The organism is Micromonospora parva (assembly GCF_000718515.1).
In the GTDB taxonomy this organism is placed as follows: Bacteria; Actinomycetota; Actinomycetes; order Mycobacteriales; family Micromonosporaceae; genus Micromonospora; species Micromonospora parva.
Map to the genome: position 1 here is coordinate 115,016 of NZ_JNZS01000002.1, position 22,174 is coordinate 137,189.

The following is a 22,174-nucleotide window of genomic DNA, read 5'->3' on the forward strand; positions in this document are numbered from 1 at the left end:
TTGGGCCGCAGGTGGGGCAGACTGGGCCCATGGCGCTGTCGCAAGTGGTAGGTCGGCTGATCGGCGTACGGCAGCACCTGGTGGACCCGGGCGGCGGTGGCGCCGACCGGGTGCCGCGACCGACCACGGCGCTGGTGGTGGGTGGCGGCATCGCCGGCATGTCGGCGGCGGTGGTGCTCGCCGAACGGGGTGTGGCGGTCACCGTGCTGGAGGCGGCGCCCACGCTGGGCGGTCGACTGGGTGCCTGGCCGGAGGCGCTCGCCGACGGCAGCCAGCAGAACGAGCACGGCTTCCACGCGTTCTTCCGGCAGTACTACAACTGGCGGTCCATCCTCCGCCGGGTCGACGGTGACCTGGGCTTCCTCAAGGCCATTCCGGGCTACCCGATTCTCAGCGAGCAGTGGCCCACCGAGGAGTTCGGCAAGCTGCCGCCCGCCCCACCGGCGAACCTGCTCGCGTTGCTGTTGCGCAGCCCCAGCCTGCGTCTGGCCGACCTGCGGGTGATGGATCGGGACGCCGCGCTGCCGCTGCTCAGCTACGACCCGGTGCGCACCTACGCCGACCTGGACGACACCACCGCCGACGAGCTGCTGGCGTCGTTGCGACTGCCGGACCGGGCGCGGGCGATGCTGTTCGAGGTCTTCTCGCACTCGTTCTTCAACCACGAGGCGGAGATGTCGGCGGCCGAGATGGTCGCCCAGTTCCACTTCTACCTGCTCGGCAACCCGGAGGGGTTGGCCTTCGACTGCCCTGACGAGGACTACGCCACGGCGATCTGGCAGCCGCTGACCCGGTACGTGGAGAAGCACGGCGGTCGGATCCTCACCGACTGCGCCGCCACCGGGGTGCACCACGACGGCGAGGGCTGGCGGGTGACCACCACCGACGGCGGCAGCCACCCGGCCGGCCACGTGGTGCTCGCCGTCGACCCACCGGCGCTCGCCGCACTGGTCGCGGCCTCGCCGGACCTGGCCGAGCGGGCACCCGAGCTGGCGGCACGGATGCCCGCCTTCGGCACCCCCGGTCCGCCGTACGCGGTGGCCCGGTACTGGTGTGACGGGGACGTCGCCGCCGAGCGCGCGGTGTTCAGCGGGGTGTCCCGGCAGCCCACCCTGGACTCGGTGACGCTCTACCACCGGTTGGAGAACGAGTCGCGCCGCTGGGCGAGGCAGACCGGCGGGTCGGTCATCGAGCTGCACGCGTACGCCTGCGAACCCGGCGTGCCGGCCGAGGAGTTGGCCGAGCGGATGCGCCGCGAGCTGGTCGCGCTCTGGCCGGAGGCCGGCGACCTGCGGGTCCGCGAGCTGCGCGCGCGGGTGGAGGCGCAGGCGCCGGCTTTCACGCCGGGCAGCCACTCCTGGCGGCCGGGGGTACGCACCGACGCGACCGGCGTCTACCTGGCCGGGGACGGCATCGCCACGGACTTCCCGAGCGCGTTGATGGAACGCTCTGCCGCGACCGGGATCATCGCCGCGAACCACATCCTGCGGGCCGAGGGCGCCGCCGCGGAGCCGGTGCGCTCGATCCGGCCGCGTGGGCTGCTGGCCGGCAGGCTGAATCGACAAAACACCACATAAGCCCCGGCACGCTGCCGTACGCTCGAATGATCAACCGTCGATCGGCCGGGCGGGAGGGCAGCGGGAGATGTCACCACTGCACCGCGCCGGCGCGGACCACGGCTCGTCGATCGACGAGATCGGCCGCGACGACACGTACCCGCTGATCCGCGACGAGCGCGCCTGCATCGTCACCGCGCTGCGGCTCGGTTGGTGGATGGCGGACGCCTACCACCACGGGCAGCAGGCGCAGCCCCGCGCCTTCGCGGAGACCCGCCCCGCCGTACCGCCGGCCAAGCTCTCCAACCTCACCGAGATGTCCGCGCACCGGCGGATGCGGATGTACCTCGACGGGGTGGACGTCGCGGTGGCCCAGATCGTCGAACTCACCCGGCACACCGGGCCGGTGCCCGACACCTCGGCCGCCCGGACCCTGCTACCCGACCCGGGCCAGCCGGACCCCGCCGACCCGGTGCCGCTGCTGCTCGCCCTCGACGACCTCAACGTGGAGGTGCTGCGCTGGGCGATGGCCGCCAACCACCGGGTCGGGCTGGCCTACCGGTTGGGCCGATCAGTGGCCGACACCGTCCGGGCCGGTGATGTCACGCAGCTGCTGCGGCAGTTCGGCGGCCGGCACGTCCAGATCAGCCGGTGGCTGGACGAGCTGGCCAGCGTGCTGCCGCCGTACTCGGCCGCGGTGGTGCGCCGGTCGCTGGCCGATTGGGCGAGCGCCGTCGACCGCGCCGGCCACGGCGACCCGACCGAGCCGACGCCGGCCGCGCTGAGCCGGGCCCTACGCGGCCAGGGTGACCTCTGGCGGGACGTGCTGACCGGCGGCCTGCACCCGCGCGACCTGCTCGACGAGGAGGACTACGCGGTGATCGCCAGAAACCTGATCATCCGGGACCGGCGGCTGGTGGCGCAGGCCGCCCGGGGCATCTTCTGGCCGGTGCTCGTACCCCTGCTGTTGGTGCTCTTCGCGGTCGTCGGGGTGAGCGCCGCCGCGGCCGCCGGCTCACCGACCACCCGGGCCACCGTCGCCCTGGTGGGCCTCGGCGCCGGGCTGGCCGCGATCTGGCGCTCGGTCTCCGGGCCCGCCCTGGCCGTCGCCGGTGAGGTCAACCGGCCGCTGCTGGACAGCGAACTCACCACCAGGATGGCCCTGCGGCTGAACCGGCCGCTGACCACCGCCCGGGTCGCTGTGAAAGCGGCACCCCGCACCCGCCGCCAGCGGCGACCCGAAGACACCGGCCGATCGAAATACGTTGCCCGGGTCTCCCGCGTCGACCTACCGTGAGCGCGCACTGTCAACCACCACCGCGGGAGCAGCACATGACGATGTCGCACGTCACCACCGTGCCGTCGACGCTGCCCGGTGACGGTTGCCGAGCGGAAGGTCCCCGGGCGGGCCGGCCCGACTGACGCGTACCCGTACGTGCCGAGCCGCCCCGTCCGACCACTGGACCGGGCGGCTTCTTGCTGTCCGCCACCAACCGGAAAGGAGTCCCGGTGGACGCCGTTCTCGTCATCAACGCCGACCTCGGCCCGCTGCACCGGGTCACCGTCCAACACGCCGTCCGAATGCTCTGCCGTCGGGTGGCCGAGATCCACGAGGCCGAGCCGGACCGGGTGATCGGGGTCTTCCCGATGCCCCGGGTGGTGCGGCTGGTCCGCTACGTGGTCACCCGGTGGAGGTTCAACTCCGGGCCGGCCTGGTCGCGCGCCGGTGTGCTGCGCCGCGACGACCGGTGCTGCGCGTACTGCGGTGGGCCGGCATCCACCGTCGACCACGTCCTGCCCCGCTCACGCGGCGGCCGGAACACCTGGCGGAACACCACGGCCGCCTGCTACGCCTGCAACCAGCGCAAGGGGGACCGGACGCCAGCGGAGGCGGGCATGCCGCTGCGCCGGGAGCCCGTGAACCCGGGCTGGGGGGTGCTGGCCGGGCGGTGATGGACCGGCCGGCGGGAACGGGGGGCCGCGGCCCGGGTACGTCCTGGGCGCGGCACCCGCCGGCCCCCCCATTCAGACGTCGCGTTCCTTGACCGTCGACCTCAGGTGACCACCGGGGCACTGCACCCGGATCTCGCTGCGGTGCTCGGTGGAGGTCAACCCGACAACGATCTGCTTCGCCGGCCCCGGGTCGTACGCCTCGGCCCGGAAGCCAGGCGCGAGCGTCACCGCGAGCACCTCGACCGTCTTCCCCACGCAGCGGACGGTGACCGTCCCGCCGCGTCCGGCGACGGGTACGCCAGCGCCGGGGGTGGGAGTCGGCGCGACCGTGGTCGGGGTCGGGGTCGGGACTCCAGTGGTGGCGGTCGGGCCGGGGGCCACTGTTCCGCCCGGACCGGTCGGGGGGCCGGTCCGGGCGGCGGTGGCGGTGCTCCTGGTCCGCGGTACGGCGGACGGCCCGACGTCGACCGGGTCGGTCGGCTCCTCGGTGCTGGGCATCCCCACCGTGGTGGTGCCCGGGCCGCTGCCGGCCGGCGCGGCGCCCTGTCCGGGCCGACGGTTGCTGGAGTCGCCGAGCGACCCGGCCAGCGCCACCGCGGCGATAACGGCCCCGCCGACGGTCAGGATGGCGCGGCCCCGACGCCACGGAGGACGCCGCACCGGCACCGCCGAGCCGCTGCTCGGCCTGGCGCTGCTCGGCTTGGCGCTGCCCGTCCCGGCGCTGGCCCTCCCGGCGCTGGCCCTCCCGGCGTTGCTCGACGTCGCGGTCGCCGGATCGGCGCTGGTCGGATCGGCGCTGGTCGGATCGGCGCTGGTCGGACTGGCGCTGGTCGCCGTTGGTTCGACGGCGGCCACTGCGGGTGCGGCCGCGCTGGCGGCGGCGAGCAGGATGCGGGCCGCGTCGGCTGCCGACGGCCGGTCGGCGGGGTCGCGAGCCAGGCACCAGCGGTAGAGCCGGTGCACCTCGGGCGGCACGCCGTCGATCGGGGGCAGCGGGTCCGGCTCGACGTGGGTGTGCGCGCGGAGCATCCCGGTCTGCGCGTCGGCGGGCCAGGGCAGTCGGCCGGTGAGCACCCGGTGCAGCAGCAGGCCGAGGGCGTACACGTCGCTGGCCGGCAGCACCTCGCCGGCCAGCAACCGCTCCGGTGCCAGGTACGCCGGTGTGCCCAGCAGCCGCCCCTCGAAGTCGATCTCCGGCGCGCCGGCGGCTGCCGCGATGCCGAAGTCGAGCACCTTCGCCCCGGTCGGCGTGAGCATCACGTTGCTCGGCTTGATGTCGCGGTGCACCAACCCCTGCTCGTGCGCGGCGGCGAGCGCCGAGCCCACCTCGGCGCACACCCGCAACCCGGCGCGCGGCGGCAACGGACCGACCACCAACCGGTGTTCGAGGGTGTGACCGCCGAGCAACTCCATCACCACGAACGGGACCGCGACACCCTCCAGCGTCGACTCGCCGTAGTCGTAGACGCTGGTGACATGCGGATGCGACAGCCGGGCCGCCGCCTTGGCCTCGCCCCGGATCCGCTGTCCGGCGTTGCTGTCCGAGGCGACCAGCACCTTCACCGCCACGTCCCGTTCGAGCACCTCGTCGTACGCCCGGTGCACCGCCGACATGCCGCCACTGCCGAGACGCTCCAGGAGCCGGTAGCGGCCCGCAAGCAACTGATCACGCTGCACGACGGACAGCCTGCCGTACCGGCCCGGCGTGGGGCCACCCGGGATCGAGGTATCGCGATGATTGGACGCGGGCTTCGGCTATCGCCCGCCGAGATCCGGGTGGGCCCGCAGGAACGCCTCCCCCTGGCGGGCAGCCCGAAGGACCAGCACGATCAGGACGGCCCAGATCACCACCAGCAGCCCACCGATCACCACGTGGAACGGCGCGAACCCCAGGAACGCCTGACCGGCACCCGTCATCGCCAACCCGGCGATGACCAGCACGAACCAACGTTGGGCGATGGCCTGACGGGCCGTCTCCACGAGGAGGGCCGGGTCCTCGCCGGGCTCGGGTGTGCCGCGCCGAACCTGCCGCCCCAACCGTCGGCGGCGCGACCAACTGAGCGTCGTCAGCGGTGACTGTCGACGGTTGGCGCGATACCGGCCGGTGCGTACGGCCCACACGATTGCCACGATCTCGACGCCCAGGCCGAGCAGACACAGGGCCGCGCCGAAGGTGCTCGCCCAGCGCGGCGGGTCGCCGTCGAAGATGCCGGTGTCCGCACCGCCCACCGCGCTGCCGATCACCAGCCCGCCGACCACCACGACCAGCAGCACGACGGCGAGAACCGGACCAGTTCGACGTCTTCCCCGTCCGGTGCGCTCCGGTGGCGTCGCCGGTGTGTCCATAGTGGCCCCCCGATCACCGTGTGGAGCGGGGACTACCCATCGACGCGGGAAGCTGAAACGCGGTCAGTCGCCGGTCGGTGGTCGCCAGGCGAAGCGGGGCATACGGCGTTCGGCGACGGCCGCGACACCCTCCCTGGCCTCGCCCGTGGTCGTCACCTTCCGGTGCCACCAGGCGATCCGCGCGGGTTCGGCCCGATCGTCGATGATCTCCTTGGCGGCGGCGATGCTCACCGGTGAACGCTGGGCGATGGTGGCGGTCAGCTCGTCCACCCGCGCGGCGAGTCGGTCGGCCGGCAGCACCTCGTCGACCAGGCCGATCCGCAGCGCCCGCTCGGCGTCGATCAGCTCGGCGGTGAACAGCAGATGCTTGGCGGCGGACGGACCGATCAGCCGGGCCAGCCGGCGCGTCGTCGGCGCCGGATAGACCAGCCCGAGCCGGGCCGGCGGTACGCCGAACCGGGCGTCGTCAGCGGCGATCCGCAGGTCGCAGGCGACCGCCAGCTGTGCCCCACCCCCGACGCAGGCGCCCCGGACGGCCGCGACCGTCGGCTTGGCGAATCGGGCCAGCCGTTCCTCGGCGGCCACCGCGATGCTGGTGTCACCGGCGTCCAACAGTTCGGCCAGATCACCGAGGTCGGCACCGGCGCAGAAGGCGTCACCGGCACCGGTGAGCACCAACGCCCGTACGTCGGGGTCGGGCTCCAGCCGGTCGAGCAGTTCGGGGAGCTGACGCCACATGGCCGCGGTCATCGCGTTGCGCCGAGCCGGGTTGTGGATCACCACTGTCGCGACCGGTCCGGTCACCTCGACTGTCAACTCCGCATCCGACACGCCCACCTCCTCATCCGCGCCACAGTGCGCGACGACGCCAACCGACCCGCGACGCCGACCTGGCCGCGACGCCGCAGGCCCGGTCGCCCCGACGCCGCACGCCCGGTCGCCCGGTCGCCGCGACGCCCGACGCCGCACGCCGAAGCACCCCGACGCCGCACACCAACCCCGGCGACCATAACCGCGCCGACCCGCGACCGATCGGCCAGGCTGGCCCGCCGCACGCGTGGTGCTGGGCAATCTTGGACAGTTTCCGTTGGCGCGTAACGGAAACTGTCCAAGATTGCCGGAAACCGAGCGAGGCACGGGCCGAGGACCACCGTGCGGCTCGGATATCGACGGCGCCCGTTCGGGGGAGGCCCGTGACATGGGAACCGACGCTGCGGGCCGCGCGTCCGACGGGGATGAGAGCCACCTCGACAACCGGCGCCACAGTCGCGCTACTGGTCACCCTGCTGGCCGGGTGCACCAGCACCGACCGGGCCGGCACCGCCGGAAATCCTCCTCCGAACACCCCCGCCCCGACGGCCACCGTCCCGACCGCCGGCACCTCAACGCCCGGCTCCACCCCCACGGCCGCCGGTGCCGCAGCCGCCCAGGTGACGCTGCGGAGTTCGGGCGGCTTCGCGGGCCGCGGCGACGTCGTGACCGTCGAGCCGGACGGTCGGTGGACCGCTGTGGACCGGGCCGGCAGCCGGCGCACCGGTCGGCTCAGCCCCGCCGACCTGGGCAGCCTGACGGCTCTGGCCGCCGACCCCCGGCTCGCCGCCGAGGCGGGGCAACCGACCACCGCTACCAACTGCGCGGACGTGATGCACTACCGCCTCACCGTGGGCAGCACCGAAACCGGGTACGCCGACTGCCCGGCCGAGGGGCCCCCGCCGCCGGCTACGCAGGCCCTGGTCAAGCTGCTGCTGCGGGCCACCGGCACCTAGACCAGGTAGTCCGGGGGCAGGCCGGTGCCCCGCAACTCCGCCGGAAGGTGGGCGACGTCGTTGACGGCGATCAGGTTCGGCGGGCCGGAGGGGCTGTACCGGATCACGGTCAAACCCGCGTTGTGCGAGTTCAAGCCCAGCCACCGCTGCTCCGGCGCGTCGAGGGCGTGCCGTACCAGCCAGCCGATCAGGAAGGTGTGCGTCACGACCAGCTCGCGGACCGGCTCGTCACCGGCTGTCGCCCCGGTGGCCGGACCGGCGAACCGCCGCACGGCCGCCGCCGTCACCTGCGGCCCGTCGACCCGCTGGGCCGCCGAGAACTGGGCCAGGAATGTCGCGTACGCGGGCGGCAGGTCGGTCGGGTCCGTGTCGTGTGGAAGGTGGTCACCGGCCAGCTCCGTCTCGTACACCGGAACATCGGGCAGTGACGTGGCGATCAGCGCGGCGGTCTGCGCGGCCCGGCGCAGCGGCCCGTGGTGGACGGCGGCGAACCGGCGGCCGCGCAGGCGTTCGCCGAGCAGGGTGGCCTGCTGCCGACCGCGCTCGGACAGGCCGGTGTCGGGCTCCTCGGCGGTTGAGCCGTTCAGCTCGGACAGGTCCTGCTCGGCGTGTCTGGTCAGGTACAGCAGTCGCGTCGCCATGGCTGACACCTCAACACACCGGGAGGCACGGTCGCGACCCCGTGCCTCCCGGCCCCGCACACGTCGGCTCAGTCGGTCCGACCGGATGCCGCTCGCGCGAAGGTGACCGACACCCACAGCCAACCGGCCGACACCGCCAAGCCGAACGCCACCATTACTGCCGGTGCCGGCCGGACGATCAGCGTCACCCAGGCCACCGCGAAGAACACCCCGGTCACCAGGCTGTACGCGGCCCGACCGCGCGCCCCGTGCCGTGCGGCCCGACGGGCCGCCAGCACCGTCGCCGCGATCAGCGACCCGAAGGCGACCGCCGCCACCAGGAAGTGCAGACCCCCGTGCCAACTGATCTCACCGGCACCCCGAGGCGTACCGACCGGGAACCCGTCGGCCGGATCGGCGCTGAAGATCGCCGCCCCGACCAGGCCCAGGCCGTACAGCGCGAGCAGTCGGGGCAGCCAGACCGACCGGTCACCGTCGCCGGCACGGCGGCGCAGCGCCCCGGCGGCCAGCACGCAGAGCACTCCGCTGACCAGGAACGTGACGATCTGGATCCAGCCCAGCTCGCCGGTGCTCAGCACGCTGACCGGGTGCCGGCGAAAGTCGAAGCCGTCCCGGGTCGACGCCTGCGCGATCGCCGAGCCGGCGAAGATCGGGCCGGCGAGCACCCCGCCGATCAGCAGTGCGCGGTCCCGACCGACAGCCGCCGGCCGGACCAGTGGAAGAGACGCGGCCTGACTCATCGTCCGCCCCCTACGCCCGCGGGAACATCTGGCCGATGCGGATCTTGTTTCCGAACGGGTCCCGGATGCCGAAGTCGATCCCGTACGGACGCTCGGTCGGCTCGTCGGTGATCTCGACGCCCTTCGCCACCAGATCCTCGTGCGTCTTGCGGGCGTCGTCGGTGGTCATGAAGAGGTACCCGCCGAGGGCACCCTTGGTGAGCAGCTCGCGGACCTGCTCGGCGGTGGCCGGGTCCAGCGCGGGCGGCCCCGGCTTCTCCAGCAGGATCTCCCGCTCCGGGTCGCCGGGCAGGTTGACGGTCAACCACCGCATGAAACCGAGGTCCTGGTCGGTGTTGACCTCCATGCCGAGTTTGTTGACGTAGAAGTCAAGCGCGGCGTCCTGGTCGAGGACGTAGATCTGGGAGCGGCTGATCGCGTTCATCGTCATGCCCATGACGCTAGAGGTTGGGCGTGACCTGCGGCTTATCCAAAACTGCTGGGTCGGGTCCAGGCTTTGGTGAAGCACGACGGCACGTTGGCCGGCGCGACGCGCTGACGCCGGAAATCCGTGGGCGACTCGCCGACGATCTGCCGGAACGTCCGGCTGAACGTGCCGAGGCTGCCGAAGCCGACGGCGTAACAAATATCCGTCACGTCCCGGTCGGTCTCCACCAACAACGCCATCGCCCGCTCCACCCGGCGGCGTTGCAGGTAGCGGTGCGGAGTCTCGCCGAAGGTGGCCCGGAAGGTACGGATGAAGTGCGCCTCGGATACGAGCGCGATCCGGGCCAACGCCGGGATGTCCAGGGGCTCGGCGTACGCCCGGTCCATCGCGTCCCGGGCGCGCAGCATCGCCCGGTTCGACTCCTCCACCGCGCGACTCATCGGCCCCCGCCTCGCTCGCCCGTTGCCGGGCCCAGGCTACCGCCGACCCGGTGAGCCGGCGTTCAAACCCGTCTCCGTTGTGACATCGGCCTATGGCCGGGACGGACCGGCCACGCCAGCATGGAGGGCATGACTCGTGCACTCATCGCCCTGACCAGTCACTCCGAGCTGGGCCGCACCGGCCGTTCGACCGGCTACTACGTCGGCGAGGCCGCCGAGCCGTGGGAAGTGTTCCGGGCCGCCGGCTACGACGTCGACCTGGTGTCCGTGGCCGGCGGCGAGCCGCCGGTAGACGGCCGGGACGAGAACGACAGCACCCAGAACGACTTCCTCGCCACCGCCGGCGTCGCGGACACCCCGAGGGCCGCCGACGTCGACCCGGCGGGGTACGACGTGATCCTCTTCGCCGGCGGTCACGGCACCATGTGGGACTTCCCCGACGACCCCGACCTGGCCCGCATCGCCCGCTCGGTCTACGAGCGCGGCGGCGTGGTGGCGGCCGTCTGCCACGGTCCGGCGGCGCTGGTGAACCTGACCCTCACCGACGGCTCCCGGCTGCTCGCCGGCAAGCGGGTGGCCGGCTTCACCAACAGCGAGGAGGCCTCCGTCGGCCTCACCGACGAGGTGCCTTTCCTTCTCGCCGACAAGCTCACCGAGGCTGGCGCGCAGCACGTACCGGCACCGGACTTCACCGAGCACGCGGTGGTCGACGGCCGCCTGGTGACCGGTCAGAACCCACAGTCCGCCCGCGCCGTGGCCGCGGCCGTGGTGAAGCTGCTCGCCTGAGCGCCGGTCGGATCCGGTAGTCGTCTGGCGGGCCAGTGGCACGCAGCTCGGGCGGCAGCGGGAAGGCCCGCGGCAAGCTCGACGGGAAACTGTCGTGAGTGCCGCTGCTGTCAACTGGTCGACTCGTGGCAGTGCCCATCGGGAAATGCCTGATGGAATTGGAGCCCCCGGCCGGGATCGAACCGGCGACATCTCGCTTACAAGGCGAGTGCTCTGGCCAGCTGAGCTACAGGGGCGCGTGCGTCGAGGTCAGCATAGCGACTGACGTCCGGATATCCCGATCGCGAGGCCTCCCGACCACGGGAATCGTCAACAACCCGACGCACACCGGTTCGCCGTGGCGTCGATTGATGTCTGACCGTGCCCGAGTGACCGGAATGCGTAGCCCGCCTGGTGGGCTCGGCGGCCCCCCGCCTTGGCAGCACGGGTAAACGCGTTTACGGTTCACTCACACGGACGACGACCGGGCGCCCCCGCGACCGGGCCGCCGTCCGTTGACCGGCACGGACACGTGCCGGTTGCTCCTTCACTCGGATCGTCCGGCACGTTCCTGCCGGTGAAAGGAAGCGCTTCACCATGGCTACGGTCACCTATTCCAAGGCGTCCCGGATCTACCCGGGCCAAGAGCGTCCCGCCGTCAACGAGCTGAACCTCGAGATCGGCGACGGGGAGTTCCTCGTCCTGGTCGGTCCCTCCGGTTGCGGTAAGTCCACCAGCCTGCGGATGCTCGCCGGCCTGGAGGACGTGGACGCCGGTTCGATCTACATCGACCAGCGTGACGTCACCCACCTCCCCCCGAAGGCCCGCGACATCGCGATGGTCTTCCAGAACTACGCCCTCTACCCGCACATGACGGTGTACGAGAACATGGCGTTCGCGCTGAAGCTGCGCAAGACCTCCAAGTCGGAGATCGACCGGCGGGTCAAGGAGGCGGCCGGGCTGCTCCAGTTGGAGGAGTACCTCAGCCGTAAGCCGAAGGCGCTCTCCGGTGGTCAGCGCCAGCGCGTCGCGATGGGCCGGGCGATCGTCCGCGAGCCGCAGGTCTTCCTCATGGACGAGCCGCTGTCGAACCTCGACGCCAAGCTCCGGGTGCAGACCCGTACCCAGATCGCGTCCCTGCAGGCCAAGCTGGGCGTCACCACCGTCTACGTCACGCACGACCAGGTCGAGGCCATGACCATGGGTCACCGGGTCGCGGTGCTGCTCGACGGTGTCCTGCAGCAGGTGGACACCCCGCGGGCGCTCTACGACACCCCGGCCAACGTGTTCGTCGCCGGCTTCATGGGCTCTCCCGCCATGAACATCAAGACCGTTCCGCTGAACGAGCGGGGCGCCGAGTTCGCCGAGCTGAACATCCCGCTGACCCGGGAGCAGGTTGAGGCGGCCCGCGCCGAGGGTGGCGACGGCAAGGTCACCGTGGGCTTCCGCCCGGAGGACTGCGAGCTGGTCAGCCCGACCGAGGGCGGCATGCCGGTCGTGGTCGAGCTGGTCGAGGACCTCGGTTCGGACGCCAACGTCTACGGCCACGCCGCGCTGGGTGGCAACTCGGAGCGCTTCGTCGTCCGCACCGACCGGCGCAACATGCCGAACATGGGTGACACCGTGTTCGTCAAGCCGGTCGCCGGTCGCAGCCACGTCTTCCACGCCGCCACCGGCAGCCGGATCTGACGTAACGCCGTACCGGAAGGGGCGGTCCGCTTCGGCGGGCCGCCCCTTTCGTCGTACCGGCGGTGGCGCCTCACCCCCGGGAGCCAGCGCGCAGGTGGCTCTTCGGGGTGACTCGGCACGGCTGGCCGTTCCCCTACCGTCACGGCAACCCCGAACCGGAGGACGTGCCGTGCCGACCGATCTCGCCCGACCCGCTGCCCACCAGCCGACCGCCCGCTGCCGGCCGTACCAGGTGGTTCGCCTGGCCGGCCGGAGCCTCGCCTACTGCGCGACGCTGATCCCGGTCGCCGTCCTCACGTTGGTGACCGCCCCGTTGGGCGGAGCCGACGCCGCCGTCACACGCTGGCGAGCCCTGCGTACCGGACTGCTCGGGATGCCACCGACGGCCGTGCCCGGCCGGCGGCCCGGCACCGTCGCGGTGCTCGGCCACGCGCTGCTCAGCCTGCTGGTGGGTGCCGTTGCCCTGCTGCCACTCGGCGTGCAGCTGCTGATGGTGCTGCGGGGTGTGCTGTACGGCCTGGTGGACCCGGGGCCGTACGACAACTCCTGGGGTGGTCCGACCCGGGCCGGCGCCTGGTTGGCGCACTTCCTGGTCGGCCTGCCGATGGCCGCCGCCGGGCTGGCCGCCCTGATCGGCATCGCCGCCGTGCACCAGCGGCTGACCCGACGCCTGGAGGGCGAGCGCGGCCCGCTCTGGTTGCTCCCGACAGTGCTGCTGATGGCGTTTGCCGGGGCGCTGCTCTTCGTCGCGTGGACCCGGCAGATCTGAGCACGAAGGCCCCTCCCGCGCGCGGCGGAAAGGGGCCTTCGTGGACGTGCGCTACATCTCGACGGAGCGCCGACGGGCGACCTCGGCCAGGGCGACCGCCGCCGCCACGCTGGCGTTGAGCGACTCGACCTCGGAGATCATCGGGATGCTGACGGTCAGGTCGCAGGTCTCCCCGACCAGGCGGGACAGGCCGCGCCCCTCGGAACCGACAACCACCACCAGCGGGCCGACAGCGGCCTCCAGGTTGTAGAGGTCGGTGTCGCCGTCGGCGTCCAGGCCGACAACCATGAAGCCGGCGTCGCGGCACGCCTTCAGCGACCGGGTCAGGTTGGTCACCTGCGCCACGGGAACCCGCGCGGCCGCGCCGGCACTGGTCCGCCAGGCGGTCGCGGTGATCCCGGCGGCACGACGCTCGGGTACGAAGACACCCTGCGCGCCGAACGCGGCAGCCGACCGGATCACGGCGCCCAGGTTGCGCGGGTCGGTGACACCGTCCAGCGCGACCAGCAGCGGAGCCTGCTGCTCAAGGGCGGCGGCGACCATGTCCTCGAACGGCTGGTACGCGAAGGGCGGCACCTGCAGACCGACGCCCTGGTGCAGCACCCCGCCGGTCATCCGGTCCAGCTCGGCGCGGCTGATCTCCAGGTTGGCGATGCCCCGGTCGGCGGCGGTCCGGATGATCTCGTTGACCCGGTCGTCCATGTCGATGCCCTGGGCGGTGTAGAGCGCCGTCGCCGGCACGTTGGCGCGCAGCGCCTCCAGCACCGGGTTACGCCCGACCAGCAGCTCAGGGGTGTCCTTGGACGGGTTGGACTTGCGCCCCGGCGTCACCCGGGGGCCGGACCGCCCGGTGGGCTTGCCGCCCCGCCCGCCGGTGGCACCCCGACCGGCCGGCACCCCCCGACCGCCGCCCCGGCCCCAGGTGGTGTCCTTGCTTCCGGGCTGCCCGATCTTGGGGGCTCGCCCCTCCTCGGCTGCCGCGCGGCGCTCCTTGTCCTGCTTCCAGGCGGTGCGCTGGGGCAGCTTCTCGGTGCCCGAGTAGCCCTTGTGCCACGGTCGCTCGTCAGCGGGCAGGGTGCGACCCCGGCCGGCCAACGAGTCCTTGTTCTTGCCACCAGAGCCCTTGGGGGCGGTCGCCTTCGACGTCAGTCGCCGGCCACGGCGCTGCGAGTTGCCGGCCATCAGTCCTGCTCTCCAATAGTCCAACGGGGGCCCTGGGGGGTGTCCTCGACCACCACGCCGGCCAGCTTGAGCTGGTCACGCACCGCGTCCGCGGCGGCCCAGTCCTTGCGGCCCCGCGCCTGCGCACGCTGCTCCAGGGCCAGCGCGATCAGGGAGTCCACCACCGCACGAAGATCGTCCGATGGGCCGCCGCCGGTCCAGGCCGGGTCGAGAGGGTCGATCCCGAGGATATCCAGCATTGCCCGCACCACGGCCAGCGTGGTGCGGACGGTCACATCGTCGCTGGCGCTCAGGGCGGTGTTGCCGTCCCGAATGTGCTGTTGCAGCACGGCCAGCGCGGCGGACGTGTTGAGGTCGTCGTTCATCGCCGCGACGAAGCCCGCCGGCAGCTCACCGAGCTGCCCGGCACCGACCCGCTCGGCGGCCCGCTGCACGAAACCCTCGATCCGTCGGTACGCGGTGGCCGCGTCCCGCAGCGAATCCTCCGAGTAGTCGATCACCGAGCGGTAGTGCGCGGCGGCGTAGTAGTAGCGCAGCTCCACCGGCCGCACCCCGAGCGAGTCCACGTACGCCAGGCCCAACGCGTTACCAGCGGACTTGCCCATCTTGGCCCCGCCGATGCTCAACAGCCCGTGGTGCACCCAGTACCGGGCGAACGGCAACCCGGCCGCCTTGGACTGGGCGATCTCGTTCTCGTGGTGCGGGAACGTCAGATCCAGGCCACCGCCGTGAATGTCGAACTCCGGGCCGAGATAGCGCCAGCACATCGCCGAGCACTCGATGTGCCAACCCGGACGGCCCAACCCCCACGGCGACGGCCAGTAGGCGTCCGCCGGCTCGTCCGGTTTGGCGCCCTTCCACAGCGCGAAGTCGCGCGGATCCCGCTTGCCCCGATCCGGGGCGTCCCCGGCGGACTGCATGGCGTCCGGAGACTGACCCGACAGCGACCCGTACGCCGGCCAGGACGCCACGTCGAAGTAGACGTCGCCCGAGCCGTCACTCGCCGGGTACGCATGCCCGTCGGCGATCAACTTCGTGATCAGCTCGTGCATCTCGGGGATGTGCCCGGTGGCGCGCGGCTCATAGGTGGGCGGCAGCACGTTCAACGACCGGTACGACTGGGCGAGCAGCAACTCGTTGGCGTACGCGATCGACCAGAACGGACGCCCCTGCTCGCCCGCCTTGACCAGAATCTTGTCGTCGATGTCGGTCAGATTGCGAATGAAGGTGACCTCGTAGCCGGCGGCCATCAACCAACGACGCAGCACGTCATAGTTGACCCCGGAACGAAGGTGACCGATGTGCGGCGGAGCCTGAAGGGTGAGACCACACAGGTAAACCCCCACCTTGCCGGCTTCCCGCGGGACGAAGTCCCGCACCGATCGGGTGGCAGTGTCATACAGGCGTAGCGTCACCGTACAAGGGTAGCTGTCCGCGCCTGTCCGAGTCGGCCGGTGCCGGGTCGTACGCTGCCAGGCGTGGATGCGACCGCACGCTCCGGTGGCTCCGGTGACCTGCCAGCCAACCCCACCGCCCCCGCCCCCGATTCGGCTGACGCCGACGCGAGGCGACCCGACGCGGCTGCGGGGCCGCCCCCCACCGGCGCAAGGCGGGCCGGCGCGGGCCCGGGGCGGGCCGACGCGGGCGCGGGGCCGCCTCCCACCGGCCCGGGGCGGGCCGATGCGGGCGCGGGGCGGGCCGACGCTGTTGCCCCGCCGTCCGGCGCGGGCCTGGGGCGGGCCGACGGGGTTGCCGGGCGGGGCGGGGAGACGTCGCAGACGCTGGACCGGGGGTTGCGGCTGCTGCACCTGGTCGCCGACGCTCCTGGCGGTCTGACCGTCACCGAGGCCGCGAATCGGCTCGGCATCGGCCGGGCAGCCGTCTACCGGCTGGTCAGTGCGTTGACCGGGCACGGCATGCTGCGCCGCGACGATGAGGGTCGGCTGCGCCTGGGGGCCGGGTTGTTGCACCTGGCCCGGCGGGCCCAGCCGCTGCTCGCCGAGGGTGCGCTGCCCGCGCTGCGTCGCCTCGCCGAGCAGGCCGGCGCCACCGCCCACCTGACCGTCGTCGAAGGTGGAGAGGGTGTCGCCCTGGCCGTGGTGGAGCCGAGCTGGACGTCGTTCCACGTCGCGTACCGGGCCGGGGCGCGGCATCCACTGGACCGGGGAGCGGCGGGCCGGGCGATCCTGGCCGGGCGAGCCGGGGTGGCAGAGGCGGTCAGCAGCAGCGGAGAGTTGCAGGCCGGGGCGTACGGGGTGGCCGCACCGGTGCTCGACGTACCCGGGCTGGAGGCCAGCGTCGGCGTGGTCGCGCTCGCCCCGCTGGACGTCGACACGATCGGCCCCCAGGTGCTGGCCGCCGCCCGAGCCATCACCACCGCCCTCAGCTGACCCCGGCTCGCCGGCCAGGATCGCCCGGCCTCGGGCGTGATCGACTCGGGTTCACGGAAGTCGCGGTATCCCATGGCCAACGACCGCCCGACTTTCAGGAACGCGAGTGGATCGTCGCCCATCAGCGGCCCCGGGTGCCTCATCGGTCGGTGGGATCCGGTCGGTGACTCCTCAGTCGATGGACATGGCCGGTGACTCCTCGGTCGGCGGACATGGCCGGTGACTCCTCGGTCGGCGGATATGGCCGGTTCTCATAGCACGATCGGCAGGCGGAGTCGCCGTTGTCCACAGGTCCGGCGGCAGGTGCAGGCCGGGTTGTCCACAGGGGTTTCGAGGGCCGCTCGGTGGTCGGCAGTCTGCTCGGTATGCCACCACGTCCGCATCGCCCCGATGCCCTGACCTGGCAGGTCTTCCGCGGCTCCGACGCTGTCCGGGAAGGCCTGCTCACCGAACATCAGCTGCGCAACTCCGCCTGGGTGCGGTTGCGCCACGACATCTACGCCGACGCACGGCTGGACCGCGACCACGCCCTGGCGTGTCGCGCCGCCCTCCTCCGCCTACCGCAGGCAGTGGTGGTCGGCGGTCCGTCGGCCGCCTACCTGCACGGCGTCCACCACGCCGCGAGCTTCACCGACGACGTGCACGTCCTCGTGCCCCGATCGCTGCGGGTCGGTCCACAGCGTGGTCTCAGCGTGCACGTCAACACCATCACCCCGCTCGTGGCACCGCCCGACCCGAGACGACCGTCAGGCGTGGGGCCAACGCCCGACCCGGGACGACCGTCAGGCGCGGGGCCAACGCCCGACCCGGGGCGACCGTCAGGCGCGGGGCAACCGCCAGATGCGGGGCGTCCGTCGGGCGCTGGACGTCCACGTGATGCGACGCGACCGACGGGAGCAGGGCGACCACCTGTCGGCCGAATGTCGCCACGGCCAGCACCGCTGCTGTCCCGCCAGGCCGCAGTGTCCGCCCGCGCAGGGGGTGTCATGACGGCGAGCGCGGGCGATGGGTGGTCGGCGGCCAGCCCGCTCAGGTCCAGCGAGCGCGATCTGCCGATCCGCCGGTCCGACCCCGGGCGGGCCGCCTGGGAGACGGCTGTCTGGCTCGACCCCGTCCGGGCGGTCGCCATCGTCGACTCGTTGCTCGGGCAGGGTCTGACCGGGCGCGACACCTTGGACGCCATCGCTGCCCGCAATGCCGATCGGCCCGGTGGACGACGGGCACGCTGGGTCTTCGACCTGGCCGACGGTGGAGCCGAGTCTCCGCCGGAGTCGCACCTTCGCGTGCGGCTGGTGCTGGGCGGGCTACCGCGTCCGGCGGTTCAACATCCGATACGTCTGCCCGTCGGGGTTGTCCTGCACCCCGATCTGGCCTGGCCGCAGTATCGGGTGGCGGTCGAGTACGACGGGACGTGGCATTCCGACGCGGAGCAGTTGCACCGCGACCGCCGCCGACTCAATCAGCTGGTCGCCGCGGGTTGGCTGGTCCTGCACGTGACCAGTCGACGGCTGTACGGCGATTTTCCGGCGGTCCTCCGAGAGGTGCGCGACGCGCTGGTCAGCCGCGGATGGCGACCGGCATCATCCAGATGACCAGGATCATCTCGGGTTTCCGGAAACCGCGCCCTCCCTCAGGCTCCGACACCGCGCCTTCAAGAATCCCGAGTCGATCATGACCGAGGCCAGGTAGGCGCGCCCCGGCAGGCGAGCCCGGGACGACGCCCCACGCCGAGACGACAGACCAGCCCCGGGACGACGGCCCGAGCCCGAGACGACAGACCAGCCCCGAGACGACAGACCAGGCCCGGGACGACAGACCAGCCCCGGGACGACAGACCAGCCCCGAGACGACAGACCAGGCCCGGGACGACGGACCAGGCCCGGACACCACAGGGCCCGGTCGACAGGCGTCGGCCGGGCCCCGGGGCGTGGTGGCGGTTGGGCCACCTGGCAGTGCGATGTGCGCTACGGGCGCGCGTTCGGCTTGAGCGGGGTCTTCACCGCCGCGTAGGCATCGACGATCCCGTAGCCGTAGAAGCCGTTGAAGTTGACCCCGCCGGCGCAGTACGCGTCGTAGGTCTCGTCCCGGCCTTCGTTGCGGTACTGCTGCAGGCGCGGCTCCGGGCAGGCGTGCTCGGCGGCCGTGCGGTAGAGGTGCTGTTCGACCTGGTCCGGCGACATCCCGAAGCCGGTCCGACCCTGCGCCTTGCCGTGCCGGCTGACGATCAGCGCGGCGACGCCGGCGGCGTGCGGGGACGCCATCGAGGTGCCCTGGAGGTACGTGTAGTAGCCGCACTCACCGTTGGCCTTGCACTGCTTGAAGACCGAGTTTTCGAATCCGGCGACGATGTTGCCGTCGGCGTCGACCGACCCCTCCTCCTGAAGCACGTGCTTCGGGTACGTCGACAGGATCATGTTGGCGTCGGTACGGAAGGTGTCGGTGCCGAAGCCGTCCCGGAACCAACCGCCCGGCGCGGCGACGGAGATCTGCTCGGTGCCGTAGTTGGAGAAGTCCGACTTCTTGCCGGACGGGCCAACCGACGACACACCGATCACGTGCGGGCCTTCGGTGGGCAGGTCCCAGCAGCTCTCGTTGTCGATCGGCCGGGGGTACGGGTCAGCGCCGTAGTCGGGGCTCGTGACGTCGGTACGCGGTGCGCCCAGGTCCTCGTTGTTGTTGCCGAGCGCGCCGACGAGGGTGACGCCCTTGTTGTGCGCGAAGATCAGCGCCCGCTTCATCGCCTTGATGATGGCCCGCTGCTCCGCCTGGTCCTCGGGCGAGTCGGCCGGGTTGGCGGTGCAGTTGTAGAGCCACGGGTCGACGTAGAACGACATGTTGACCACGTCGATCCCGGACCGGCCGGCGTGGATCAGCGCGTTGACCACCGGGTCGAGGAAGAAGTAGCCGGAGTCCTGGCCGCCCTTGAGCTCGACCAGCGAGACGTTCGGGGCGACGCCGGAGAGGCCGAAGCCGTTGGCGGCGGCGCCGATGGTGCCGGCCACGTGGGTGCCGTGCCCGCCGTCGTCGGTGCCGACCGGGTCGAGGCAGCTCGGCACCTCGCAGGGGCCGTCCACATCGGTCAGGTCGGGCGCGAAGTTGCGCGACAGCGACCAGTTGAAGTTCGGCGCGATGTCCGGGTTGCTGGCGTCGACGCCGGTGTCCAGTACGCCGACGGTCACCCGACGGTCGCCCGGCTCGATCTTGCGGGCCTTGTCGGCCCGGATCATCTCCAGGCCCCACAGCTTGTCGTCGAGCGGATCGAGCTTGGCGCCCTTCTTGGCACCAGCACCGGCGCGAGCACCGGCACCGGCCAGCAGGTGCTCCTGCTCGACGCGGTCCAGCTTCGGCTTGCGGCCGATGGCCTTCTGCTCAGCGGCACCGATCAGCGTCGGCGCGGCGGTCGCCCTGGCCGCGAAGTCGGCCCGGTCGCTGCTGACCTGGAACATGCCGACCTCGTCGGACCGCGACACCACAGTGCCGCCAGCCGCCTTGATAGCGGCGATGGCGGTGTCGGCGGCGACGCCATCCTCGGCGACGACGGTGAAGGCGCGGGAGTCGCTCGGCGCGGCGTTGGCCGGCACACCCAACCCCGTAGCCGTAAGTGCCAGTACTGCCGCTGTCGCGACCGTACGGGCGGTGAAGCGCTTGCTCACCACATCGGATCCTCTCGTTGAGGGACGTGGCAGCCATCACACAACACCGGGTCGGATTACGCCAGCTGAACGCCCGTTATGGTCGTGAATTTCTCCGCCTACGCACGCCCACCAAGAGCATCGACACCGGCCACGCCGACACGCGCAGCCGGGACAGTGTCGGCGCTGTCCGACTCGACGGCCAGGCCTGCGAGTGCGGCCGGCAGGTCGGCGATCGTCGACACCTCGGCGTCCGGCGGTCCACCGGGTGGGCGGGGCAGACCAAGCCGGTTCAGCCACACCGATCGCAGGCCGAACCGCCGGGGCCCCACCACGTCGTGCTCCCAGGAGTCACCGACGTACACGATCTGCCCGGCGGGCACACCGGCCGCCGCGACCACCGCTGCGTAGAACTCCGGGGCCGGCTTCTTGGGCAGGCCGTTCTCGTGCGCGTACAGCTCGAAGGCGAACTCGCCGGTGAGCCCACATCGTTCGGCGCGGCTGTTGCCGTTGGTGGCGAAGCCCAGTGTGTAGCGGCGGCGCAGCGTGGCCAGCGCCGGTGTCACGTCCGGGAACGGTCGGGTGAGGGCGAACCGGCGGGCGAAGAAGAGATCCGCGAACTCGTCCAGGTGGTCGGCCAGCGCGGCGCGGGTCAGCGACCGGGCCAGCGCGGCACGCCGGATCTCCATCACCGGGGCGGCCGTCAGCTCGCCGAAGACCGCACCCCAGTCGGACTCCAGTTCGGCGAGCGTCACGCCGGCCGCCGCCGGGGTGCGCCGCCGCATCTCGTCGAGGACGGCCACCAGCCCGCCGGTCACGGCGGGGCGCAAATCCAGCAGCGTCTCGTCAGCGTCGAACACCACAGTCGTCAGCACGACGCCACTCTCTCACCGACCGTCGAGCGCCAGCTCGGGTTCGCTCGTGACCGGTGCGGGTGCGGCAGTCGGGGGCGACCGCAGCTCGTCGAGGCGGACCAGGGCGACGCCGGCGACGATCAGCGCACCGCCGAACAGCTGCCACCCCGTGGGCAGCTCGTTCAGGAAGAGCCAGGCGATCAGCACCGCGAAGAGCACCTCGGTCAGCCCGACGAACGACGACAGTCGCGGGCCGAGGATCCGGGTGCCGGCGATGCCGGCGAGGTACGCGATGACGGCGGCGACCAGCGAGAGCCCGGCGATCGGCACCAACCAGCTGGTGGCTTGCCCGGCGAAGGTGACCTCGCCGAAGGTGGCGTGCAGCGGCAGCAGGCCGGTCAGCCCGATGAGGAGCAGCACGGCGGCGCCGACGGCCATTCCTCCGCTGGCCATGGCGACCGAGGGCAGTCGGGGGTCGACCCGGCCGGCGAGCACGAAGTAGCCCGCCAGGCCGAATGCCGCGCCGAGGCCCCAGAGCACGCCCACCGGGTGGAAGTCCGCGGTGCCGGCGAGGTCGAGCACGAATGCCAGCCCGGCCAGGGCGGCCATCGACCCGGCGATGGTGAGCCGGCGGGGTGGCTGCCCGTGTCGCAGCCACATCCAGACCACCACGAGGATGATGCCGAGGTATTCCAGCAGCAGCGCGACACCGACCGGGAGGTACCGCACGGCGTTGAAGAAGCACACCTGGGCCAGTGCCACCCCGAGGAGCCCGAACAACCCGATGGCCGCGGCGTTGCTCCGTAGCACGTGCCACCTGCCGCGCAGCGACAGCAGGGCGGGGATCGCCAGCACCAGGGCGGCCACGCCGACCCGGGCGATCACCGCGGACTCGGCTGACCAGCCGGCCTCGATGAGCGACCGCGCGAAGGTGCCGGAGGTGGCGAAGGTGACAGCGGAGAGCAGCGCCAACCCGACGCCGGCAGCAGGTCGTGAGTGCATGTCGCGCTCCTCGCAATCGGCG

At 72.3% G+C, this 22,174-nt stretch carries 22 protein-coding genes and 1 tRNA gene; 9 read left to right on the forward strand and 14 right to left on the reverse strand.

From position 1 onward, the window contains the following. Positions 1-29: 29 nt before the first annotated feature. From IF22_RS0102205 to IF22_RS0102215, 3 genes are all read left to right on the forward strand, one after another. Positions 30-1,577, forward strand: coding sequence for an FAD-dependent oxidoreductase (locus IF22_RS0102205; protein ID WP_030327843.1), 1,548 nt, complete (start codon positions 30-32; stop codon positions 1,575-1,577). A 67-nt stretch (positions 1,578-1,644) separates the two neighbouring features. After that, the gene (locus tag IF22_RS0102210; RefSeq protein WP_051708116.1) at positions 1,645-2,853 is read left to right on the forward strand and encodes a hypothetical protein; all 1,209 of its coding nucleotides are present in this window, start codon (positions 1,645-1,647) and stop codon (positions 2,851-2,853) included. Between the two features lie 212 nt (positions 2,854-3,065). Next, positions 3,066-3,509 carry an HNH endonuclease gene (locus IF22_RS0102215; RefSeq protein ID WP_030327845.1) on the forward strand — a complete coding sequence of 148 codons (444 nt, stop codon included), beginning with the start codon at positions 3,066-3,068 and terminating at the stop codon, positions 3,507-3,509. 72 nt (positions 3,510-3,581) lie between these two features. Here the strand turns inward: IF22_RS0102215 and IF22_RS35565 are convergent, their stop codons facing one another. From IF22_RS35565 to IF22_RS0102230, 3 genes are all read right to left on the reverse strand, one after another. Continuing rightward, positions 3,582-5,186 (reverse strand): serine/threonine protein kinase, encoded by a 1,605-nt coding sequence (locus tag IF22_RS35565; RefSeq protein WP_051708117.1) that lies wholly within the window; start codon positions 5,184-5,186, stop codon positions 3,582-3,584. Between the two features lie 78 nt (positions 5,187-5,264). Beyond that, positions 5,265-5,855 carry a hypothetical protein gene (locus tag IF22_RS0102225; RefSeq protein ID WP_156057237.1) on the reverse strand — a complete coding sequence of 197 codons (591 nt, stop codon included), beginning with the start codon at positions 5,853-5,855 and terminating at the stop codon, positions 5,265-5,267. 63 nt (positions 5,856-5,918) lie between these two features. Then, positions 5,919-6,692 (reverse strand): enoyl-CoA hydratase/isomerase family protein, encoded by a 774-nt coding sequence (locus IF22_RS0102230; protein ID WP_030327848.1) that lies wholly within the window; start codon positions 6,690-6,692, stop codon positions 5,919-5,921. Between the two features lie 356 nt (positions 6,693-7,048). Between IF22_RS0102230 and IF22_RS33550 the strand changes: the two genes are divergently transcribed. Continuing rightward, positions 7,049-7,621, forward strand: a complete 573-nt coding sequence (locus IF22_RS33550) for a hypothetical protein (RefSeq protein WP_156057239.1) — start codon at positions 7,049-7,051, stop codon at positions 7,619-7,621. Here the strand turns inward: IF22_RS33550 and IF22_RS0102240 are convergent. From IF22_RS0102240 to IF22_RS0102255, 4 genes are all read right to left on the reverse strand, one after another. Then, a complete protein-coding gene (locus IF22_RS0102240) occupies positions 7,618-8,262 on the reverse strand; it encodes a histidine phosphatase family protein (protein WP_030327850.1) in 645 nt (214 codons plus the stop codon). The two genes, IF22_RS33550 and IF22_RS0102240, sit on opposite strands and share 4 nt — an antisense overlap. Before the next feature lie 68 nt (positions 8,263-8,330). Beyond that, positions 8,331-9,002, reverse strand: coding sequence for a DUF998 domain-containing protein (locus IF22_RS0102245; protein ID WP_051708119.1), 672 nt, complete (start codon positions 9,000-9,002; stop codon positions 8,331-8,333). Positions 9,003-9,012: 10 nt separating this feature from the next. Next, complete coding sequence (locus tag IF22_RS0102250) at positions 9,013-9,432, reverse strand: VOC family protein (RefSeq protein WP_030327852.1); 420 nt, start codon at positions 9,430-9,432, stop codon at positions 9,013-9,015. 35 nt (positions 9,433-9,467) lie between these two features. Beyond that, entirely contained in the window at positions 9,468-9,869 is a 402-nt protein-coding gene (locus IF22_RS0102255; RefSeq protein ID WP_030327853.1) for a helix-turn-helix domain-containing protein, read from the reverse strand. 129 nt (positions 9,870-9,998) lie between these two features. Here IF22_RS0102255 and IF22_RS0102260 point away from each other — a divergent pair, with 129 nt between their 5' ends. Next, positions 9,999-10,655 (forward strand): type 1 glutamine amidotransferase domain-containing protein, encoded by a 657-nt coding sequence (locus IF22_RS0102260; protein ID WP_245233487.1) that lies wholly within the window; start codon positions 9,999-10,001, stop codon positions 10,653-10,655. 159 nt (positions 10,656-10,814) lie between these two features. Here the strand turns inward: IF22_RS0102260 and IF22_RS0102265 are convergent. Continuing rightward, positions 10,815-10,891, reverse strand: a tRNA-Thr gene (locus IF22_RS0102265). A gap of 340 nt (positions 10,892-11,231) precedes the next feature. Here IF22_RS0102265 and IF22_RS0102270 point away from each other — a divergent pair. Both IF22_RS0102270 and IF22_RS33555 read left to right on the forward strand, forming a co-directional pair. Further along, entirely contained in the window at positions 11,232-12,323 is a 1,092-nt protein-coding gene (locus tag IF22_RS0102270; RefSeq protein ID WP_030327855.1) for an ABC transporter ATP-binding protein, read from the forward strand. 169 nt (positions 12,324-12,492) lie between these two features. Beyond that, the gene (locus tag IF22_RS33555) at positions 12,493-13,092 is read left to right on the forward strand and encodes a hypothetical protein (RefSeq protein ID WP_051708120.1); all 600 of its coding nucleotides are present in this window, start codon (positions 12,493-12,495) and stop codon (positions 13,090-13,092) included. 51 nt (positions 13,093-13,143) lie between these two features. Here the strand turns inward: IF22_RS33555 and rlmB are convergent, their stop codons facing one another. Both rlmB and cysS read right to left on the reverse strand, forming a co-directional pair. Beyond that, positions 13,144-14,274 (reverse strand): 23S rRNA (guanosine(2251)-2'-O)-methyltransferase RlmB, encoded by a 1,131-nt coding sequence (gene rlmB / locus IF22_RS0102280; protein WP_030327857.1) that lies wholly within the window; start codon positions 14,272-14,274, stop codon positions 13,144-13,146. Beyond that, a complete protein-coding gene (gene cysS, locus IF22_RS0102285) occupies positions 14,274-15,689 on the reverse strand; it encodes a cysteine--tRNA ligase (RefSeq protein WP_030327858.1) in 1,416 nt (471 codons plus the stop codon). Before cysS ends, rlmB begins: the two co-directional genes overlap by 1 nt. 315 nt (positions 15,690-16,004) lie before the next feature. On the opposite strand from cysS, the gene IF22_RS0102290 reads away from it, so the two are divergent. Further along, the gene (locus IF22_RS0102290; RefSeq protein ID WP_030327859.1) at positions 16,005-16,664 is read left to right on the forward strand and encodes an IclR family transcriptional regulator; all 660 of its coding nucleotides are present in this window, start codon (positions 16,005-16,007) and stop codon (positions 16,662-16,664) included. A gap of 557 nt (positions 16,665-17,221) precedes the next feature. Here the strand turns inward: IF22_RS0102290 and IF22_RS35715 are convergent. Beyond that, positions 17,222-17,362 (reverse strand): hypothetical protein, encoded by a 141-nt coding sequence (locus IF22_RS35715; protein WP_245233488.1) that lies wholly within the window; start codon positions 17,360-17,362, stop codon positions 17,222-17,224. Positions 17,363-17,650: 288 nt separating this feature from the next. On the opposite strand from IF22_RS35715, the gene IF22_RS35720 reads away from it, so the two are divergent. Continuing rightward, positions 17,651-18,256: an endonuclease domain-containing protein gene (locus IF22_RS35720; RefSeq protein ID WP_245233489.1), complete on the forward strand. Its 606-nt coding sequence runs from the start codon at positions 17,651-17,653 to the stop codon at positions 18,254-18,256. A 372-nt stretch (positions 18,257-18,628) separates the two neighbouring features. On the opposite strand, the gene IF22_RS0102300 is transcribed toward IF22_RS35720, so the two are convergent. The 3 genes from IF22_RS0102300 to IF22_RS0102310 form a co-directional block, all read right to left on the reverse strand. After that, positions 18,629-20,317 carry a S8 family serine peptidase gene (locus IF22_RS0102300; protein WP_030327861.1) on the reverse strand — a complete coding sequence of 563 codons (1,689 nt, stop codon included), beginning with the start codon at positions 20,315-20,317 and terminating at the stop codon, positions 18,629-18,631. A 98-nt stretch (positions 20,318-20,415) separates the two neighbouring features. Further along, entirely contained in the window at positions 20,416-21,171 is a 756-nt protein-coding gene (locus IF22_RS0102305) for an HAD family hydrolase (RefSeq protein WP_030327862.1), read from the reverse strand. 12 nt (positions 21,172-21,183) lie between these two features. Next, a complete protein-coding gene (locus IF22_RS0102310; protein WP_030327863.1) occupies positions 21,184-22,152 on the reverse strand; it encodes an EamA family transporter in 969 nt (322 codons plus the stop codon). Between the last annotated feature and the right edge of the window lie 22 nt (positions 22,153-22,174).

Bases quoted from the DNA above. Each gene is read 5' to 3' on its own strand.
- IF22_RS0102205 (WP_030327843.1), top strand. From the start codon at position 30: ATGGCGCTGTCGCAAGTGGTAGGTCGGCTGATCGGCGTACGGCAGCAC.
- IF22_RS0102210 (WP_051708116.1), top strand. From the start codon at position 1,645: ATGTCACCACTGCACCGCGCCGGCGCGGACCACGGCTCGTCGATCGAC.
- IF22_RS0102225 (WP_156057237.1), bottom strand. From the start codon at position 5,855: ATGGACACACCGGCGACGCCACCGGAGCGCACCGGACGGGGAAGACGT.
- IF22_RS0102240 (WP_030327850.1), bottom strand. From the start codon at position 8,262: ATGGCGACGCGACTGCTGTACCTGACCAGACACGCCGAGCAGGACCTG.
- IF22_RS0102245 (WP_051708119.1), bottom strand. From the start codon at position 9,002: ATGAGTCAGGCCGCGTCTCTTCCACTGGTCCGGCCGGCGGCTGTCGGT.
- IF22_RS0102250 (WP_030327852.1), bottom strand. From the start codon at position 9,432: ATGACGATGAACGCGATCAGCCGCTCCCAGATCTACGTCCTCGACCAG.
- IF22_RS0102255 (WP_030327853.1), bottom strand. From the start codon at position 9,869: ATGAGTCGCGCGGTGGAGGAGTCGAACCGGGCGATGCTGCGCGCCCGG.
- IF22_RS0102260 (WP_245233487.1), top strand. From the start codon at position 9,999: ATGACTCGTGCACTCATCGCCCTGACCAGTCACTCCGAGCTGGGCCGC.
- IF22_RS0102270 (WP_030327855.1), top strand. From the start codon at position 11,232: ATGGCTACGGTCACCTATTCCAAGGCGTCCCGGATCTACCCGGGCCAA.
- rlmB (WP_030327857.1), bottom strand. From the start codon at position 14,274: ATGGCCGGCAACTCGCAGCGCCGTGGCCGGCGACTGACGTCGAAGGCG.
- IF22_RS35720 (WP_245233489.1), top strand. From the start codon at position 17,651: ATGACGGCGAGCGCGGGCGATGGGTGGTCGGCGGCCAGCCCGCTCAGG.
- IF22_RS0102310 (WP_030327863.1), bottom strand. From the start codon at position 22,152: ATGCACTCACGACCTGCTGCCGGCGTCGGGTTGGCGCTGCTCTCCGCT.